This is a genomic window from Micrococcales bacterium (assembly GCA_016703125.1).
GTDB lineage: Bacteria > Actinomycetota > Actinomycetes > S36-B12 > UBA10799 > JADKAV01.
Genome location: JADJCR010000015.1, coordinates 62,926 through 80,458 on the forward strand (window position 1 = coordinate 62,926; position 17,533 = coordinate 80,458).

Annotated in this window: 15 protein-coding genes and 1 riboswitch; of the genes, 5 read left to right on the forward strand and 10 right to left on the reverse strand. The window is 69.3% G+C overall.

Annotation, left to right across the window (positions count from 1 at the left end):
- The 3 genes from IPG68_15465 to IPG68_15475 all read right to left on the reverse strand — a co-directional run bounded on the left by IPG68_15465 (position 1) and on the right by IPG68_15475 (position 2,582).
- Positions 1-1,215, reverse strand: coding sequence for an acetyl-CoA C-acetyltransferase (locus IPG68_15465; GenBank protein MBK6764564.1), 1,215 nt, complete (start codon positions 1,213-1,215; stop codon positions 1-3).
- Positions 1,216-1,364: 149 nt separating this feature from the next.
- The gene (locus IPG68_15470) at positions 1,365-1,763 is read right to left on the reverse strand and encodes a hypothetical protein (protein MBK6764565.1); all 399 of its coding nucleotides are present in this window, start codon (positions 1,761-1,763) and stop codon (positions 1,365-1,367) included.
- 69 nt (positions 1,764-1,832) lie between these two features.
- Entirely contained in the window at positions 1,833-2,582 is a 750-nt protein-coding gene (locus IPG68_15475; protein ID MBK6764566.1) for a DUF2510 domain-containing protein, read from the reverse strand.
- Between IPG68_15475 and IPG68_15480 the strand changes: the two genes are divergently transcribed.
- The gene (locus IPG68_15480; protein MBK6764567.1) at positions 2,581-4,077 is read left to right on the forward strand and encodes an aspartate aminotransferase family protein; all 1,497 of its coding nucleotides are present in this window, start codon (positions 2,581-2,583) and stop codon (positions 4,075-4,077) included. The genes IPG68_15475 and IPG68_15480 overlap by 2 nt on opposite strands.
- Entirely contained in the window at positions 4,074-5,666 is a 1,593-nt protein-coding gene (locus IPG68_15485) for an FGGY-family carbohydrate kinase (protein MBK6764568.1), read from the forward strand. The genes IPG68_15480 and IPG68_15485 overlap by 4 nt, the downstream gene beginning before the upstream one ends.
- Before the next feature lie 391 nt (positions 5,667-6,057).
- Here the strand turns inward: IPG68_15485 and IPG68_15490 are convergent, their stop codons facing one another.
- Together IPG68_15490 and IPG68_15495 are read right to left on the reverse strand one after the other, a co-directional pair.
- The gene (locus IPG68_15490; GenBank protein ID MBK6764569.1) at positions 6,058-6,471 is read right to left on the reverse strand and encodes a DUF309 domain-containing protein; all 414 of its coding nucleotides are present in this window, start codon (positions 6,469-6,471) and stop codon (positions 6,058-6,060) included.
- Positions 6,464-7,624 (reverse strand): hypothetical protein, encoded by a 1,161-nt coding sequence (locus IPG68_15495; GenBank protein MBK6764570.1) that lies wholly within the window; start codon positions 7,622-7,624, stop codon positions 6,464-6,466. Before IPG68_15495 ends, IPG68_15490 begins: the two co-directional genes overlap by 8 nt.
- Before the next feature lie 58 nt (positions 7,625-7,682).
- Here IPG68_15495 and IPG68_15500 point away from each other — a divergent pair, with 58 nt between their 5' ends.
- Complete coding sequence (locus tag IPG68_15500) at positions 7,683-8,039, forward strand: DUF3054 domain-containing protein (GenBank protein MBK6764571.1); 357 nt, start codon at positions 7,683-7,685, stop codon at positions 8,037-8,039.
- Here the strand turns inward: IPG68_15500 and IPG68_15505 are convergent.
- The 3 genes from IPG68_15505 to IPG68_15515 all read right to left on the reverse strand — a co-directional run bounded on the left by IPG68_15505 (position 8,032) and on the right by IPG68_15515 (position 11,521).
- Positions 8,032-8,913, reverse strand: coding sequence for an ABC transporter ATP-binding protein (locus IPG68_15505; GenBank protein MBK6764572.1), 882 nt, complete (start codon positions 8,911-8,913; stop codon positions 8,032-8,034). The two genes, IPG68_15500 and IPG68_15505, sit on opposite strands and share 8 nt — an antisense overlap.
- Positions 8,913-10,535, reverse strand: a complete 1,623-nt coding sequence (locus IPG68_15510; GenBank protein MBK6764573.1) for an iron ABC transporter permease — start codon at positions 10,533-10,535, stop codon at positions 8,913-8,915. The genes IPG68_15505 and IPG68_15510 overlap by 1 nt, the downstream gene beginning before the upstream one ends.
- A complete protein-coding gene (locus tag IPG68_15515) occupies positions 10,499-11,521 on the reverse strand; it encodes a thiamine ABC transporter substrate-binding protein (protein MBK6764574.1) in 1,023 nt (340 codons plus the stop codon). The genes IPG68_15510 and IPG68_15515 overlap by 37 nt, the downstream gene beginning before the upstream one ends.
- A riboswitch (TPP riboswitch) is annotated at positions 11,506-11,621 on the reverse strand. (Overlaps the previous gene by 16 nt.)
- Before the next feature lie 286 nt (positions 11,622-11,907).
- On the opposite strand from IPG68_15515, the gene IPG68_15520 reads away from it, so the two are divergent.
- On the forward strand, positions 11,908-12,516 hold the full coding sequence (locus tag IPG68_15520; protein ID MBK6764575.1) for a hypothetical protein: 609 nt from the start codon (positions 11,908-11,910) through the stop codon (positions 12,514-12,516).
- A 36-nt stretch (positions 12,517-12,552) separates the two neighbouring features.
- A complete protein-coding gene (locus IPG68_15525) occupies positions 12,553-13,035 on the forward strand; it encodes a hypothetical protein (GenBank protein MBK6764576.1) in 483 nt (160 codons plus the stop codon).
- Between the two features lie 4 nt (positions 13,036-13,039).
- Here the strand turns inward: IPG68_15525 and IPG68_15530 are convergent, their stop codons facing one another.
- Both IPG68_15530 and IPG68_15535 read right to left on the reverse strand, forming a co-directional pair.
- Complete coding sequence (locus IPG68_15530) at positions 13,040-15,577, reverse strand: FtsX-like permease family protein (protein ID MBK6764577.1); 2,538 nt, start codon at positions 15,575-15,577, stop codon at positions 13,040-13,042.
- Between the two features lie 34 nt (positions 15,578-15,611).
- Positions 15,612-17,495, reverse strand: a complete 1,884-nt coding sequence (locus IPG68_15535) for an acyltransferase (protein ID MBK6764578.1) — start codon at positions 17,493-17,495, stop codon at positions 15,612-15,614.
- Positions 17,496-17,533 lie beyond the last annotated feature (38 nt).

Genomic DNA, 17,533 nt, shown 5'->3' on the forward strand with positions numbered 1-17,533 from the left:
TCAGACCCGCTCGACGATCGTGGCCAGGCCCATGCCGCCACCGATGCACAACGTGACCAACCCGTACCGGCCGCCGGAGCGCTCCAACTCGTCGACGACGGTGCCCATGATCATGGCCCCAGTCGCCCCGAGCGGATGACCCATCGAGATCGCACCGCCGTTGATGTTGACCTTCTCCATCGGCAGGTCGAGGTCCTTGACCCACTTGAGCACGACGGCGGCGAACGCCTCGTTGAGCTCCCACACGTCGATGTCGTCCTTGGTCAGGCCGGCAAGGCGCAGGGCCTTCTCCGTGGCGGGGGTCGGCCCGGTCAGCATGATCGTGGGGTCGGCGCCGGAGACCGCGGTGGCGACGATGCGCGCCCGCGGGACCAGCCCGAAGTCCTTGCCGACCTGCTCGCTGCCGACCAGCACCAGCGCGGCACCGTCCACGATGCCCGAGGAGTTGCCCGGGGTGTGGACGTGGTTGATCTTCTCGACCCAGTGGTACTTCTGCAGCGCCACCGCATCGAACCCGCCCATCTCACCGATGCCGGCGAACGACGGTCTGAGCGCGGCCAGGGTGTCCATGGTGGTGTCGGGACGCATGTGCTCGTCGTGGTCGAGCAGCGTGACCCCGTTGCGGTCCTTGACCGGCACCACGGACTTGGCGAAGTTGCCGGCGCTCCACGCGGCGGCCGAGCGCTGCTGCGACAGCACGGCGTAGGCGTCGACGTCCTCGCGGGAGAAGCCCTCGATGGTGGCGATCAGGTCGGCGCTGATGCCCTGCGGCACGAAGTAGGTGTCGTAGGCGGTCTCGGGGTCCATCGCCCAGGCGCCGCCGTCGGAGCCCATCGGCACCCGGCTCAGGCACTCCACACCGCCGGCGATGATCAGCTGGTCCCAGCCGGCGCGCACCTTCTGCGCAGCGATGTTCACGGCCTCCAGCGCCGAGGCGCAGAATCGGTTGATCTGCGTGCCCGCCACCGTGTCGGGCAGACCGGCGAAGATCGCCGCGGTCTTCGCGATGTCCGCGCCCTGGTCGCCCACGGGGGTGACGCAGCCGAGCACGATGTCGTCGATGGCGTTGGTGTCGAGGTCGGGGTGTCGGACGCGCAATTCGTCGATCAGGCCGGTCACCAGGCTCACGGGCTTGACCCCGTGCAGGGACCCGTTGGCCTTGCCGCGCCCGCGCGGGGTGCGGATCGCCTCGTAGATGAACGCTTCGCTGGTCAAATGGGACCTCCTGGAATGGACCTGTCGCTCCGCGCTGGAGCGAGGTGCCGCCTATGTTACTGGCAGGTAATAAGGTCAGCCACCCCCTTGGCACACAAAACCGCGGGGACCCGGTGGAGTTCCGGATCCCCGCGGTTCTTGTGGGTGCGTCAGCTGGCCAGGGCCTCCTGCAACTTCTGGGTGCATTCCTGCACCTGCTCGGCCTTCGACGGGTCGTCGATGAGTTCCTGCGTCAACTCGGACGCGGTGTCCTGCAGCTCCTGCGCCTTCGCCTGCAGATCACTGGCGTTGCCCGAGGTCGGGTCCTCCAGCAGTTGCTTTGCCTCCACGGCGTATTCGTCGACCGCCTGACAGTACGCGTCGACAGCAGAGGTGGTTTCGGTGGAGCCTTCGGTGGCCTCCATGGTCTCCGGCGGGGCCTGTGTGGTCTGCGCCGGTGTGGCGGCGGCGGTGGTTTCGGTGGTCGTGGTGCTGTCGCTGCCGCCACAAGCAGCCAGTCCGCCGAACAGCAGCGGCGCAACGACAACAAGCCCGATGATCTTCTTCATGTGGTCCTCCCAGTCCGGTTGTGCGGACTCTACCGACAATGACCGCCCCGGCACCAGAACCGGCGCGGCTCAGCGGGGACGGCGCTGGTCGGTCCACTGCCTGCCGTCCCACCAGCGCATCTGGGAGGGATCCTCGGGATCCGGGTACCAGGAGCCCTGCGCCGTGGGTGCCTGCGTGACCACTGGGGCCGGGCCGGTGGCCATACCGGTGGCGCCGTAGTACGGGATGCCGGGCACCGGTTGCGGCTTCGAGCGGCCGGTGACGGCCCCCACGATCAACCAGATGAGCCCGATGACACCGACGATGCCTCCGAGTACTGCCAGTCCGACCCACCCGAACATGCCGCCGAGATCGTTGACGATGCCTCCGATGGCCTCGGCCAGCGACGGCCCCAGCACCAGGTTCGCGCCGGTGTCGTCGTCGGAGGCGATCGTGTAGGAGCCGGCCTCGGTAGCGGTGAAAGACACGATCCCGATGTAGGTCGTGGCGCCCAGAGTCAGCGTGGAGGTGGAGGTCCCGCAGGAGATGCACGTGGTGGTCACGTCCGAGCCGTCCGGACCGGTGACCGTGATCGAGTCCGGGTCCACCGTGAGGTTGCCCGGCTGGGAACCGGCGAAGCCGATGTTCTCGTACACCGTGTAGGTGCCTGGCTGCAGGTCCGAGGCATCCGAACCCGGGGCGGTGAACGGCGAACCGATCATGGTCGTCGACGTGATCGATCCCACGGTAGAACCCACGCTGTTGATCGCGAAGGCGAGGCCGACGCCGAACATCACGACGCCGGCGAGGATCAGCACGATGGGGACGACCTTGCGCATGGCAACAGCCTGCCATCGCAGGGGCTTCGAAGGACAGTCCCGCGGCCACGAGATTCTTCCGGACGACTGTGTTCCCCCCGTCCGCGCGACTACCCTCGGGCCTGTGAGCGACTTCGACGACTTCATTGACGGCTTCTATCCGTACCGCAAGCAGGGCGCCAATTACCGGTCGATCCCGGATGAGCCCCGCGACCGGACCGAGGTGCTCGAGGCGATCACCGCGATGGCCCGCAGCGAGGACGCCACCGGCGACGAGGGCAAGGTCTCCGGCAGCCTCTACAGCGGCGACCACGAGCATTACGCCTACCTCGGCGAGGTGTTCTCGCAGTTCTCCCACGCCAACGTCCTGCAGCGCGATATGTACCCGTCGGCCACGAAGTTCGAGGGCGAGATCGTGGCGATGGTGCTCGACCTGCTGCACGGCGACGCCAACGCGTGCGGCGTAGTGACCAGCGGGGGGTCCGAGAGTCTCATCACGGCCCTGTTCACCTACCGGGAGGCGGCTCGCGAGCGGGGAGTCACCAAACCCAACGTGGTCATACCGGTCACGGCTCACGTCGCACTCGACAAGGGCGCCTACTGGATGGACATCGAGGTGCGCCACGCGCCGCTCACGGACAAGTACACCGCCGACGTGGCTGCGATGGCCGAACTCATCGACGACCAGACGATCGCGCTGGTCGGTTCGGCCGGCGACTACGGCCACGGCCTCATCGACCCCATCGAGGACATCGCGGCTCTGGCGCAGGAGCACGGCATCGGCATGCACGTCGACGGCTGCCTCGGCGGTTGGCTGCTGCCGTGGGCGGAGAAGCTCGGCTACGACATCCCGGCGTGGGACTTCCGCGTGCCCGGCGTCACGAGCATCTCGGCCGACACCCACAAGTACGGTTACGCGCTCAAGGGGACGTCCACCCTGCTGTACCGGTCCAAGGACCTGCGCCGCCACCAGTACTTCACCTACCCCGATTGGCCGGGTGGCCTGTACCTGTCCCCCGGGCTCGCCGGGTCCCGGTCCGGCGGGCTGATCGCCGCGACCTGGGCGGGCATGGTCACGACGGGCCGCTCGGGCTACCTGCAGGCGGCGCAGGGCATCCTCGAGACCGCAGCCACGATCCGGGCGGGGGTCGAGGCGATCGACGGCCTGCAGGTGATCGGCGACCCGCTCTTCCTGATCGCCTTCATGTCCGACGACCCCGACATCGACGTCTACTTGGTCAACGACGCGCTGAAGAACGCCGGCTGGCGCATGAACGCGCTGCAGCTGCCCGCGGCCCTGCACTTCTGCGTGACCCGGCCGAACACCCGTCCCGGGATCGCGGAGGCCTTCCTGGCCGACCTGCGCGGGGCCGTGCAGTACGCGCGGGACAACGCCGGCACGCCGGCGGCCAGCGGCGCGATGTACGGCTTCGGCCACACTCCCCAGGCCAACCAGACCCTCAACACGCTCATGTCGGGGGTGCTCGACGCCATGCACGAGGTGGCACCTCAGTGAGCTGGGTCCTGGCCATCGACCTCGGCAACGGTGGCCCGAAGGTCGCCGCGGTGGACGTCAGCGGCCAGATCCTGGCGACGGCCTTCACCCCGGTCTCCGTGCACGTGGGCCGCGACGGCGCCGCCACCCAGGACGCGATCGAATGGGAGGTCGCCCTGCGCAGCGCCGTGGCCCGGGTCATCGGCGAAGTCGACCACGACGCACTGACCGCGATCGGCATCACCGGACAGTGGGGATCCACGGTGCCGGTGGGCCCGGACGACGCCCCGGCCGGGCCCGTCCTGCTGTGGCAGGACACCCGGTCGCGCGGCAACGTATCCCGGATCCTGGGCGGCCCGATCAGTGTCGCCGGATACGCGCCACACAAGGTGCTGCCGTGGCTGCGGATCACCGGTGGCGCGCCGAACCCCGCAGGGGCTGACCCCACTGGTCACGCGCTGTTGCTGCAGAACGAACTGTCCGACATCGGGCAGCGCTGCCGCGTCCTGCTGGAACCCGTGGACTACCTGGCCTTCCTGCTCACCGGCCGCGCGGTCGCCACACCGGTGTCGATGACCGCCTCCTGGCTCACCGACAACCACATCGGCAGCAAGCCCGAGTACGTCCCCGACCTCGTCCGGCGCTCCGGGCGCAAGCCGGAACTGTTGCCGCGGATGATCCCCACAGGATCGATCCAGGGCCCCCTGCTGACCGAACCGGCCGCACGACTCGGGCTCAAGCCGGGGGTTCCGGTGGCATGCGGGATCCCGGACATCCATGCCGCCATCGTGGGCAGTGGGGCGGTCGGCCCGTACGACACCCACATGGCGGTGTCCACCACGGCGTGGCTGTCCGCACCGGTGCCCTTCAAGCGCACCGACATCCTGCACTCGATCGCGACGCTGCCGGGCCTGACCCCGGACATGAACATCGTCGGGAACAACATCGAGACCGGCGGCGCTGCCCTGTCATGGCTGCGCGAGCAGATCATCGCGCCCAGCGACGGCCTGCTCGGGGGCGGCAGCGGCATCGGTGCCGCCGGCGCTGCGCCGGTGACCGAGCAGCCCACCTACACCGCTCTCACCGACCTCGCCGCCACCACACCGGCCGGCTGCGAGGGCCTCATCTTCACCCCCTGGCTGGCCGGGGAGCGCAGCCCCGTGGAGGACAAGCACCTGCGTGCCATGTTCCTCAACCTCTCCCTTCGCACCGACCGGGCCATGATGGTCCGGGCCGTCATGGAGGGCGTGGCGCTGAACATCAACTGGCTGTTCGGCTACTACGAGAAGTTCCTGAAACGCCGCGTTCCCAGCATCCGGATCATGGGCGGGGGTGCGCAGTCCGATCTATGGTGCTCGATCATCGCCTCGACCCTGGACCGCCGCATCGAGCAGGTCGCCGATCCGCTGAACGCCCAGCTTCGCGGTGTGGCGCTCTGGGCACTGGTGTGCAAGGGCGACCTGAGTCTCGACGAGGCCGCGGCCCGGATCCCGATCGCGCAGACGTTCCACCCGGATCCCGCCGACCGCGACGTCTACGCCCACCACATGCGCGAGTACAAGAAGCTCTACGGGACGGTCAAGGGCTTCTACCGCCGGATGAACGGCTGAGGCCCGGCAACGCCGTCCCGTCGGCAAGGCGTTGGCGCAACGGACGGTTCGCATCTCTCCCCTCTGCAGAAAGCGCGCACCCCCACCCCAGTCCACCCGAACCCGGGAACGAAACGGACACCCGGGAGCGAAAACGACCGGTTACATCACTCCCCGACACCCGCACCTCTCCCCACTGCAGAAAGCGCGCACCCCCACCCCAGTCCACCCGAACCCGGGAGCGAAACGGACACCCGGGGGAAACAGGTTACATCCCTCCCCGCCCCGCCCCCTCTGCAGAAAGGCGCACCCCAAGTCCACCGACCGGGAGCCAAAGCGACCGGTTACATCACTCCCCGACGCCCGCACCTCTCCCCGCTTTCCGTGTCCCTACCGCCTTCGGGGGCGGGCCTCAGCCGGCCCCGGCCTCGTCACACAGTTGGCGCAGCCGCTGCCTCAGTGCCAGCGCCGCCTGCGGCAGGTCACCATCCGCCAGATTGACCTCCGCGCGCTCCCGCAGACGCCGCGCCCCCACCGCATTGCCGCGCCGGGCGTGGGTCAGCGCCACCGCCAGTTGGGCCATCCCCTGCCACGCGGCCCGCTGCGGAGGCGACGCGGCTTTCCACGCGGCCTCCAGCACCTCGTGGGCCTGGAACGGCCGCCCCTCGTCCAGCAGTCGACTGGCCAGTTCCACGACGGCCGGCGGGGACGCGTCGATGTCCTCGGGCACCGGGTCGACGCCGGGCCGGCCGTGGGGCAATGGCCTGCCGAGAGCGTCGCGGGGCCGGGCGTTGCGAGCACGCCCGGCGGCATCCCGGTCACGCATCGGATTTGACCGTCAAGTAGGCCCGCCGCACGTCGACAGCCTGCTGCAGGGACGCGCCGATGTCGTCGGAGAACGAAGCCCGGTACACAGGGTCGCTGGACGCGTAGATCGTCGTGTAGAAGGCAGCGAAAGCGCCGAGGAACGTCGACACCCGGATCAGCGCCCGCGACAGCACATGGTCCTCGCCCACGGTCCAGAAGACATCCGCACTGCCGAGGTCGCCGAGCCATACCTGTTGTACCGGGGCGGTGATCGCCACCATGCCGAAGATGATGAAGAACAACCACACCAGCAGTCCGATCAGGGCCGCCTGGATCGCCTGCGTGGCCAGGGCGGCGATGAGCAGGTTCCGGCGCTGCGGGCGGTCCAATCGCGGGTCGCCGAAACTACTGACACCGGCCGCGGCGTGGGACAGGGGCGTCCCGGTGCACGCCTGGCGAACCTGCTCAGCGGGAGCATCCTGTTGCAGCGTCTCGATCTGGTCGTGCGTGCGCTCCATGGTGACCAGGACGCCGAACACCAGCAACAGGCCACTGCTGGCCCACAACAACAGTCCGTTCAGGCTCCCAGCCACCTGCCAGACCTCGGTATTGATGAAGAGCACGATCAGCACGATGAGCAGAAGCGGCAGTGCCTTCGTCGCGACCACATACAGGTCACTGGCGCTGCGCACCGTCTGCCGCACCGCCCAGGCGATCATGGCCAGCACGGCGAACCGCGTGAACAGGTAGATCACAGCGAGCAGCAAGGCCTGCACGAACAGAGCGCCCAGGACCGAACCCCAGCCGACCACCTGGCCGTCCACCTGCTGGCCGACGTCGACCAGCTCCGCCACCACTCCGGCGGCCAGGAAGCCCGCCAGGACCGGCCAGCCGACGCGGTCCGCCGGCGCGAACCAGTACCCCCGACGTGCTTTCGACCACCAGCCGGAGGCCACCAGCGCCAGCCCGGCCACCACCACGGCCACGACGGGCAGGACGGTTTCGCTGCGGGTCAGTGCGGAACCCAGTGCGGAGACCAGTTGCACGCTGGCCACAACGATCATGGCGGGCAGCGCCCGGGTCCAGATGTGCTCGCTGGAGTTGTAGCCGTCGACGAACTGCGGCAGCCCGTTGTGAGAGAACCAGGTCTCGGTCCGGCGGATGGCGTCCACGGATGAACGGTAGCGGCGCGGCCGCCGTCGGTGGGCGATTGCGGGCGCCTACAGTCGGATCGTGAAGACCTGGGCCGCCGCAATCTTCGACCTGCTGTGCGTCATCGCCTTCGTGGCGCTGGGCATCCGCTCCCACGGCGAAACGGACTCCCTGGTGCGCGTGGCCGCACCGTTCGTGGCTGCCCTGGCCATCGGATGGGTCATAGCCATCCCGCTGAAACCCGCCGCCTCGCTGCGCGCCGGATTCGTGATCTGGCTGGTGACCCTGGTCGGCGGGATGCTCCTGCGCCGGGTGGGCGGCGACGGTACCGCCTTCACGTTCATCCTGGTGGCCACCGGCTTCCTGGCGGTGACGATGCTGGGGTGGCGCGCGATCGCAGCCCTCGTCGAGCGCCGGCGCAGCCCGGTCAGCTGACCCGCGCGCTCAGCCGCACCGTCTCGCCGACCATGGGCACCCGGTCGGCCACGTACACCACGGGCTCGTCGGCGACCCGAGCGGTCACCAGGTGGTGCCCCTCCCGGAAGGTCCGGCCGATGACGACACCTGACCACGGTCCGTCCGGGTCCTCACGCAGTTGCTCGGGCCGGTACACCGCCTCACCGAGCACCGAGAGCCCCACCAGGCGCGCGACGTACACGTCGACCGGGTGGCTCCACAGTTCGGCAGGGGCGCCCACCTGCACGATCCGGCCCGCCCGCAGCACCGCCACCCGATCGGCGAGGGTGAAGGCCTCCTGGCGGTCGTGGGTGACCGCCAGGACGGTGATCCCGAGATCGCGCAGTACCTGCTGGACGTCGAGGACCAACTCCGCCTTGAGCACGGCGTCCAGTGCACCGAAGGGCTCATCGAGCAGCAACATCCGCGGGCCCGGCGCCAGTGCCCGCGCCAGGGCGACCCGCTGGGCCTGCCCCCCACTGAGGGTGTCGGCGGCGCGTGGGCCGAAGCCTGCCAGCCCGACCAGTTCCAGGACGTCGGCCACCCGATCGGGGTCGGCTGGGTGCAGTCCGAAACCGACGTTGCCGGCCACATCGAGGTGCGGGAACAGCAGGCTGTCCTGGAACATCATCCCGATCCCGCGCCGGTGGGTCGGGACCGCCGACAACGGCGTGCCGTCCAGATCGATCCTGCCGCTGGCGGGCACCAACCCCGCAACCGCACGCAGCAGCGTGGACTTCCCGCCCCCGCTGGGTCCGAGGATGCACACGATCTCACCGGCGGCCACCTCGAGGTCTATACCTGTGAGTACGGGATGGTCGTAGCTGACCTGCACATCTTGGAGCAGCAGCATCAGAACGCCACCGCCCGGCTGAAGCGCACTCGGTCCATCCCGATGACCACTGCCGCCGTGATGACCATGAGCATTGTGCTGGCCGCATAGGCCGCGGCCACGGTCAGCCCGCCCGGCCGGGCCAGCAGTCGGGCGACTGCCACCGGCAGCGTCGGGTCGGTGGGGGTGGCCAGGAACACGGTGGCACCGAACTCGCCGATCGTCACGGCGAAGGCGAAACCAGCGGCCACCGTCACGGCGGGCAGCAGCAACGGCACGGCCACGGATCGCACGGCTTGCCGGGGCGAACGACCGAGCACGGCGGCCGCCTCCAGGTAGCGGCGATCGAATCCTTCCAACGCCGGGGTGAGCACCCGAACGACGAACGGCATCGCGACCAGGGCCTGGGCCAGCACGATCAGGGCGCTGGTATTGCGCAGGTCGATCGGTGGCCGGCCGAATGCCAGCAGCATGCCCAGCCCCACGGTCACCGCGGACGTCCCCAGCGGCAGCAGCAGCAGCGCGTCGACGCCCCGCAGCCAGCCGCCCCGACCCCCGAGCGCCAGCCCCACGGCAGCCGCCGCCCCGACCGCAAGCGCCAGCACGGTGGCTGTGATGGACGTCCGCAACGACGCCAGCACCGCCCGCCAGGGGTCCACGGCATTCGACACGTCCGACGGCGAGAAGAGCAGGTGCCAGCCGGCGGTCGACCAGTCCCCACCCACCTGCAACGATCGTGCCGCGATCACCGCGAGGGGGACCATCACGACAAGCGCGGTGAACACGGCCACCCCCGAGACGATCACCCCCTCGCGCCAGCCCCGGGGACGCCGGGCCACATCCACGGACGTGGCGCGCCGGACCCGGCGGTCGCGGCCGACGACGAGCAACATCGCCACCACTGCCAGCAGTTGCAGCACAGACAGCGCCGCTGCCGCCGGAATGTCCAGCAGGTAGGCGGTCCTGCGGTAGATCTCGACCTCGAGAGTGCGCAGTTGGCCGTCTCCGAGCACCTGCACCACCCCGAAGGACGTGAAGCAGAACAGGAACACGATCACCGCACTGGCCCGCAGCGCGGGGGCCACCAAGGGCCATGTGACCCTGCGCCAGGCCTGCCATGGTGACGCCCCCAGGACCCGCGCCGCGCTGACCAGATCGGGGTCGAGGGTGGCCAGGGATGCGCCCAGTACCCGGATCACCACGGCAAGGTTGAGGAACAGGTGGGCGAGCACCAGGCCCCAGACGCTGCCCGACAGGTCCACGCCCAGCACACCGGTGGGGCCGATCAGCGCGAGGAACGCTGCCGCGACGACCACCGTCGGCATCACGAAGGGGACCAGCACGAGGGCACGCAGCAGACCCCGGCCGGGGAACCGGTACAGCGCGATCACGACCGCGGCCGGCAGCGCCACGAGCAGCGTGGCCAGCGTGGACAGCGCGGCCTGCAGGACGGTGAAGCCCACCACGGCCCAGGTCTGGGGGCTGCCGAGTACGTCCAGGCCCGCTTGTGGCCCATCGGCCAGTCCGGCGCGCACCACCGCCGCCAGCGGAACGACGAAGAGAACCCCGAGGAAGATCACCGGTACGGCCAACAGGGCCGCCCGGCTCAGCGACCCATGATGGCCGACCACTCGTCGATCCATTCGTCGCGGCCGTCGGCGATCTGCTGCGGGGGCATGATCACCGGGTCGGCCGGTTGTGGGGCGTACTTGTCGAACGCTGGCGGTACCTTGGCGCCGGGCAGCACCGGGTAGACGAACATCTGCTTGCCGAGGTCGTTCTGGAAGGCCGGGGAGACCATGAAGTCCACGAACTCCCGGGCGCCTTGTGGGTTGGCCGCACCGGCCAGCACGCCTGCGTACTCCACTTGCTGGAAGCAGTCCGCGCCGACGTTGGCGGTCGGGGCCGGTGCTCCGGGGTCCTCGCTGAACATCACTTCGGCGGCCGGGCTCGTGGAGTACGAAACCACGATCGGGCGGGTTCCCTCCCCCGAGCCACCGGAGAACTGCTGGTAGTAGGCGTTCTGCCAGCCGTCGACGACCTTCACGCCGTTGGCCTTCAGATCCCGCCAGTACTGCTGCCAGTCCTCGGACGTCGCCACGGTCGACAGCAGGAAGGCCAGCCCGGGCGATGAGGTGGCAGGGTTCTGCACCACGGTCAGGTCCTTGTACTCCGGTGCCACCAGATCGGCGGGACCGCTCGGGGGGCGCTTGTCAGCGAAGTACTCGGTGTCGTAGTTCAGGCACACGGCGCCGGTGTCGACGGGGGTGACCCCGGGGGCTGCGGCTGCGAGGTCCGCCGGGGCCCCGGAGGCCTGATAGTCCTCGAACACCCCGGCCTGCTCCGCGCGGCTGAGGAACGTGTTGTCCACCCCGAACAGGACGTCGCCCTGCGGTGCCCCCGCGGACAGGATCGCCGAGTTGACCAGCTGCCCGGCGTCGCCGTTCTGAACGATCTTCACCGTCAGGCCGGTGCGGGCCGTGAACTCGTCCAGGACGTTGTTCGACACGGCGAACGAATCGTGCGTGAGCACCACCACCTCGGCAGGCGGTGACTGCTGCGGCTGGCCGGTCGAGGCGCCACAGGCGGCCAGCACGAGCGCGAGGGGCAGACTGAGCAGGTACTTCACGGTTCCTCCGCTGGCATTACCCAGATCAGGTTCGGTGGGTCGGCCACGCACGACGGTGACCCTCTCAGCCCGGCTGCCCCGAGCTCCCCTGGTGGTGCCAGCGTACCCCTCGGCCGCTGGGGCGGCCTGGGCCACCGCCCAGGTCAACCCGGGAGAGATCCGGCCACCCGGGAGAGATCGAACCCGGTTGGAACGCTCCCCGATGACCGCAACACTCCCCGATCCACCAAGCGCGCACGCAACCGCCGGAACCCGACCAGGAGAGATCCGGCCACGGGGGAGATCGAACCCGGTTGGAACGCTCCCCGATGACCGCAACACTCCCCGATCCACCAAGCGCGCACGCAACCGCCGGAACCCCGACCCACAGCCGCTACGTTGGAGCGGTGAACGCCGAGTGGTTCGGGTACGCCGGGGCCGTGCTGATGACCAGCATGTCCCTGCCGCAGATCGCACGGATCATGCGCGACCGCAGCGCCGCCGGGGTCAGCCTCGTCACGTGGTGCATCTTCGCGCTGTCCGGCAGCAGTTGGCTGGCCTACGGCCTCATCCTGCAGGCGCCCGCGATCATCATCGGCAACATCACGTTCGTGGCCACCACCGTGCCGGTGGTCATGTTGCTGCTGCGCCGCCTGCACAACTGGCCGGTGTCCGCGGCCGTGGTCGTGCCGCTGGTCGCGACCCTCGCCGGGATCGCGCTGCTCGCCCGACTGCCCGCCTGGGTGCCGTCGAGCCTGGGTGTCATATGCGGCATCCTCACCACTGTCCCGCAGTTGATCGAGTCCATCTCACGTCGCCGCGCCGGCCTGGTCTCCGAGGTCTCGTTGGCAACGCTCGGCCTGCTCCTGGCCGGCCAGGCGCTCTGGCTGTCCTATGGCCTCGCCCGGCCGGACGTGCCGATGATCATCACCAACGTCATCGCGGTGACGGTCACGTCGGGGCTCATCTTCGTGGAGGGCAGCCGGCGAAGGGAACACGCGACAGAGCAGTCCTGATATACCCTAATGGGGTATAGTCGCGGCATGTGCCCCATGACGGCGTTCGCCACCTGGCCGGTACGCCGATGGCTCGTCGCCGCGATCACGGCCCTGGCAGCCTTCCTCGTGCTCGGCCTCAGCACAGCCGTGATCCCCAACCCCGTTTTCGGCCGCAGCATCGCGCCCACCGACTGGGCCATGGAGGTGCTCGTCGCGACTGCGGTACTCACCGGCCTGCTCACCGCCACGTATGTGCGCGCGGGCGGTGAGGAACACCTCAACCGGCCCGCCACGGCTGGCGCGTTGCTGTCGTACTTCGCGATCGGATGCCCTGTGTGCAACAAGCTCGTTCTCGTGGCGCTCGGGGCGTCCGGAGCCATTCAGTTCTTCGCCCCGATCCAGCCCTACTTGGCGGTCGCGGGACTGGGCCTGCTGGCCTGGGCGCTCATGGTCCGGCTGCGCGGTGAGATGACCTGCGCCATCTGGCTGCCCGAGGCCGAGGACAAGGCCCACGAGGAGCCCGCCGGTCAGCGGTGACCACCTACTCCGTGGCGATCGCCTGCAGGATGTCCAGCCGGGCGGCCCGGCGGGCCGGGAGCGCTGCGGCGAGGATGCCGAGGACGACGGCCAGTCCGAGGATCACCAGCACCGTGGCGATCGGGATGACCAGCACATCGACGCCGTCGCCGGACAGGGCCTGACGCAGCGCGACCCCGGCGACCAGCCCGATGAGCACCCCGACGAGGGCGCCGGTGAAGGACACCAGCACCGCCTCCCAGCGGATCATCCGGCGCACCTGTCGACGGGATGCGCCGACCGCCCGCAACAGACCGATCTCGCGGGTGCGCTCCAGCACGGACAGCGCCATCGTGTTCACCACCCCCAGAGCGGCGATGATGATCGACAGCCCGAGCATGCCGTAGATGAGGTACAGCAAGTTGTTGATCTGCTGGGAGTTCTGCTCCTTGATCTCGGTCTGGTCCAGGACCTGCAACAGCGGGTTCTCCCCTGTCACCTCCTCGACCTCCGGCAGCACGGCGGCGGGGTCGGCGTCCGGGCCGAGGGCGATGTACAGCAGGGTGTCCTGGGCGGCGCCGCCGACGGACCGGTAGTCCTCTTTCGGGATGACCAACCCACTCAGCAGCCCGGCCTCCGGGGGCACGAAAATGCCGGTGATCGTGAACGCCCGGCTCTGCCCGGACGGGAACAGCGCGGTCACGCGATCGCCCACCTGGACGCCGGCCTCGGTCGCCCAGTCCTCGTCGGCGACCGCGGTGCCCTGGGTCAGTTCGCCCACGTCCCCGCCAGTCACCTCGAGGTCGAAGACCGAGCTGATCGGCCCGCCCCCGATGGCGGTGATCAGCTGGTCCTCGCCGTCCACCCGCGCCGGTCCGAGCGACTGGGACAGCACGTACTCCACACCGGAGACGTCGCGCAGTTCCGTGGCGATGCTGGCGCTGAACGGATTGCCGGTCTGGGTGGACACGACGAAGTCCGCTCCGAAGGCCCGGTCGATGAGTTGGTTGATGGATTCCCGGGCGCTGGCCACGACCACCGCCACGGTGGTGACCAGCGCCAGACCGATCAGCAGCGCGGAGGCGGTGGCCGCCACCCGCCGCGGCCCACGTTCCGCGTTGCGGCCCGCCAGTTGCCCCGAGACGCCGCCGACCCTCATCAGTCCGGTGACTGATTGCGCGGCACCCTTGGCCAGCAGTGGCGCTAGCAGCACGGTGGCGACAAGCAGGAGCAGTGCGAACAACGCGACGAGGCTCACGTTGGGATCGGCGCCGAACGAGGTCGCCAGGCCGGCCAGCGCCGACACCGCGAGCAGGCCACCGACGATGCTGCGCGCCCGGCCGACGGTCTCGACCGGCGTCTCTGCCTCCCGCAGCGCAGCCACCGGCGGCGTGCGCGCGGCCCTGAATGCAGGCAGCAGCGCCGACAGGATCGTCACGACGATCGCCAGGACCACGGCGGTCACCACCGCCTGCGGCGTGAGAGCGACCCCCGCCGTGAGCGAGAGCCCGACCTGCTGCAGGCCGGCAGTGAGGAGCCGGGCGAGCAGATAGCCCAGCCCGACCCCGATGCCGGCGGCCACCAGCGCCAGCAGCAGGGCCTCGAATAGCACGGAGGTGAGCACCTGTCGGCGGGAGGCGCCCACAGCGCGTAGCAGCGCCATCTCCTTGCCCCGCTGGGCGACCAGCATTGCGAATGTGTTGTAGATCAGGAATGCCGCGACGAACAACGAGATGCCGGAGAAGCCGAGCAGAGCGTACGTGATGAAGCCCAGGCCCTGCCGCAGTGCCGCCGAGGACTCCTCCACCTGCTGGTCACGGGTCTTCACCGTCCAGCCCTCACCGAGTTCGTCGGCGATCGCATCCGCGACCTGTTGATCGCTGAAGCCGTCGGCGGCCGCGACCTCCACCGATTGCCACTCACCGGGGGCGGTGAACAACTCCTGGGCACGCTCCGGCGTGAAGGCCGTGATCGTGGCCCCGGCCAGGCCCCCTGTCTCGCCGTAACGGAACACCCCGACCAACTGCACCTTGATGCGCCCGCTCGGCACGACCATGATCACGGTCTCATCGAGGGGTATCCCGAGTTTCGGGAAGGTGACCTCGTCGACCACGATCTGGTCGGTCGCTTCCGGTGCCTTGCCTTGCGTGATGCGTGCCACCGCAAGAGCCGGATCCGACTGCCAGTTCGTCCCGGCCGACGGTGGGCCGTTACCGCCCACCACTTCGCCGTCGGCGTCCAGCAGGTATGCGCCGTTCTGGAATATCGCGCCGTCGGCGGCACGCACCCCCTGCACCCCGCGGATGGCATCGACCGTCTTCTGCCCGATCAACTGCACTTGGTCGTCGCCGGTGCTCTGCGTGATGTCCTCGGTCACGGCCGCGGTGCGGGTGACCAGTACGTCCTGCGCCGAACTTTCGAAGATGTCGGTGAACGTTCGGTCCAGTGCGTTGGTCAGCATGAGCATGCCAGTGACGAACGCCACGCCCAGGAACACCGCAGCGGCAGTCAGCAACAGGCGGAGTTTGTGCGCACCAAGGCTGCGCAGGGCGATCTTGACCATCAGTGTCGAGCGTAGTCACGGGCCATAGGAGCCGTCACTGCGCCGGTGGGCTCGGTGCCGAGCCATCCCCCCGCAGCGCGTCCCGGATCGTCTGCACGTAGGCCTTGATCCCCTCAGTGCTCAAATGGGTGCCGTCATAGACGAAGTACTCCCGGTGTCCTTCGGAGGCCGCTTCCCAGTCAGCGATGCGCACGTTGTCGAACTGGTTGACCATGCCCTTGATGTTGCGGTTGGAGTCGTCCATCCACGAATTCGGGGTGTTGACGGTGACGAGGACCACCTGCCGGTCGCGCAGACCGTCGAGGGTGTTCTTCAACATGTCCCAGTACGCCGTCCCGTTGGTGCCCGGGTGGATGATCACGACGTTCTGCAGTTGCCCCGCTGCAAGGCGGGCGTTGACCCGCTCCACGAACTGCGGGAACTGGCGGGACACGGCCGCGTCCACGGTCACGTCGAAGGCCTTCTCCAGGGCGCCGGTGGCCCCGAGCATCACCGAATCGCCGATGGCGGTCATGGGCTGATCGGTCAGGTCCGCGCCGGTGACCGTTGGAGCCGGTGCGGGGGGAGATTGATCGGCCGCCTTCTTGGTCGCTGCAGCGGGTCGTTCGGCCGAGAGGTCCTGGCCGGTCTCGGTCAGCCCACCGAGGTAGTCGTTGGCGTTCGGCGCCGGGATCGCCGCGAGGGCAGTGCCGGCCACGAACACCACCCCGGCAGCGGCCGCCACCACCCCGGTCGTGCGGGCACCGGCATGGGTCAGCCCCTGTTCGCGCCAGCGGTGCCACGTCGTGGAGAGCGCGCCGTGCCGGATGGGCACTTCCAGGTAACGGTAGGAGGCCTCCGCAACTGCGAACGTCAGGCCCATCCGCACGACCCAGGCCGGGATCCCGTCGAAAGGCAGGTCGATCCCGGGACGGGTCACCACGAAGATGGGCCAGTGGTACAGGTAGAGCCCGTAAGAGCGCTCACCGATGTAGCGCATGGGCTGCACCGCCAGCAGTCGGCCGAACCCGATCGCGGGGTGGCCGGCCAGCGCCACGACCAGGGCAGCGACGGCACTGACGACGAGGAACCCGCCGCGGTACAGCCACGCGCTGTCCTCACCGACATTGTGGAAGATCGCGAACAGAGCGGCGACGCTGCCGAGAGCAGCGGTCCACAGCACGGCCTTCGCGGGTGCGGCCACATTGCGGTTCAATGCGCCGGGCCGCCAGACGGTCGCCAGCGCCGCGCCCAGCAGCAGACCCATGCTGTGAGTGTCGGTCCCGAAGTAGAGCCGGCTGGCATCGCCGGCGGCCGGCAGGTTCCACACGAAGGAGCCGGTGGCCATGAGCAGGGTCGAGATCAGCGCGACGCTCAGCGCCACCCTGCCCACGCCGGGCCGGCCCCGCCACCTGAACAGGAACACCAGGCACAACGGCCACAGCACGTAGAACTGCTCCTCGACGGCCAGCGACCAGAAGTGCTGCAACATCGGGGGGCGTCCCATGGCCTCGAAGTAGGACAGGTCCTGCACCACGTACCACCAGTTGGTGACGTAGAACATCGAGGCCAGCGCGTCGTGGCGGAACTGCGCCGCCGCATCGTGGGCGAAGAGCAGGACCAGGACCGCGGACAGCGCCAGCGTCCCGAAGATCGCGGGCAGCAGCCGGCGCGCCCGGCGAAGATAGAACTGACCGAACGACACCGCCGAGGTGCGTTCGATCTCCTGGAGCAGCAGGCTGCTGATGAGGAAGCCAGACAGGACGAAGAAGACATCCACCCCCAGGAATCCGCCGGGGACCCCGGGCACCCCCGAGTGGTAGAGCAGGACTGCCAGCACGGCGATGGCGCGGATGCCGTCGAGCCCCGGCAGGTAGCCCATGGGTGGGGCGGCCGGGCGCACGTCGGTCTCGTGCCGGGGAACCACCGCAACTGACACTGACCGAACCTCTTCCGCAAACGCTGAGTCCCCATCGT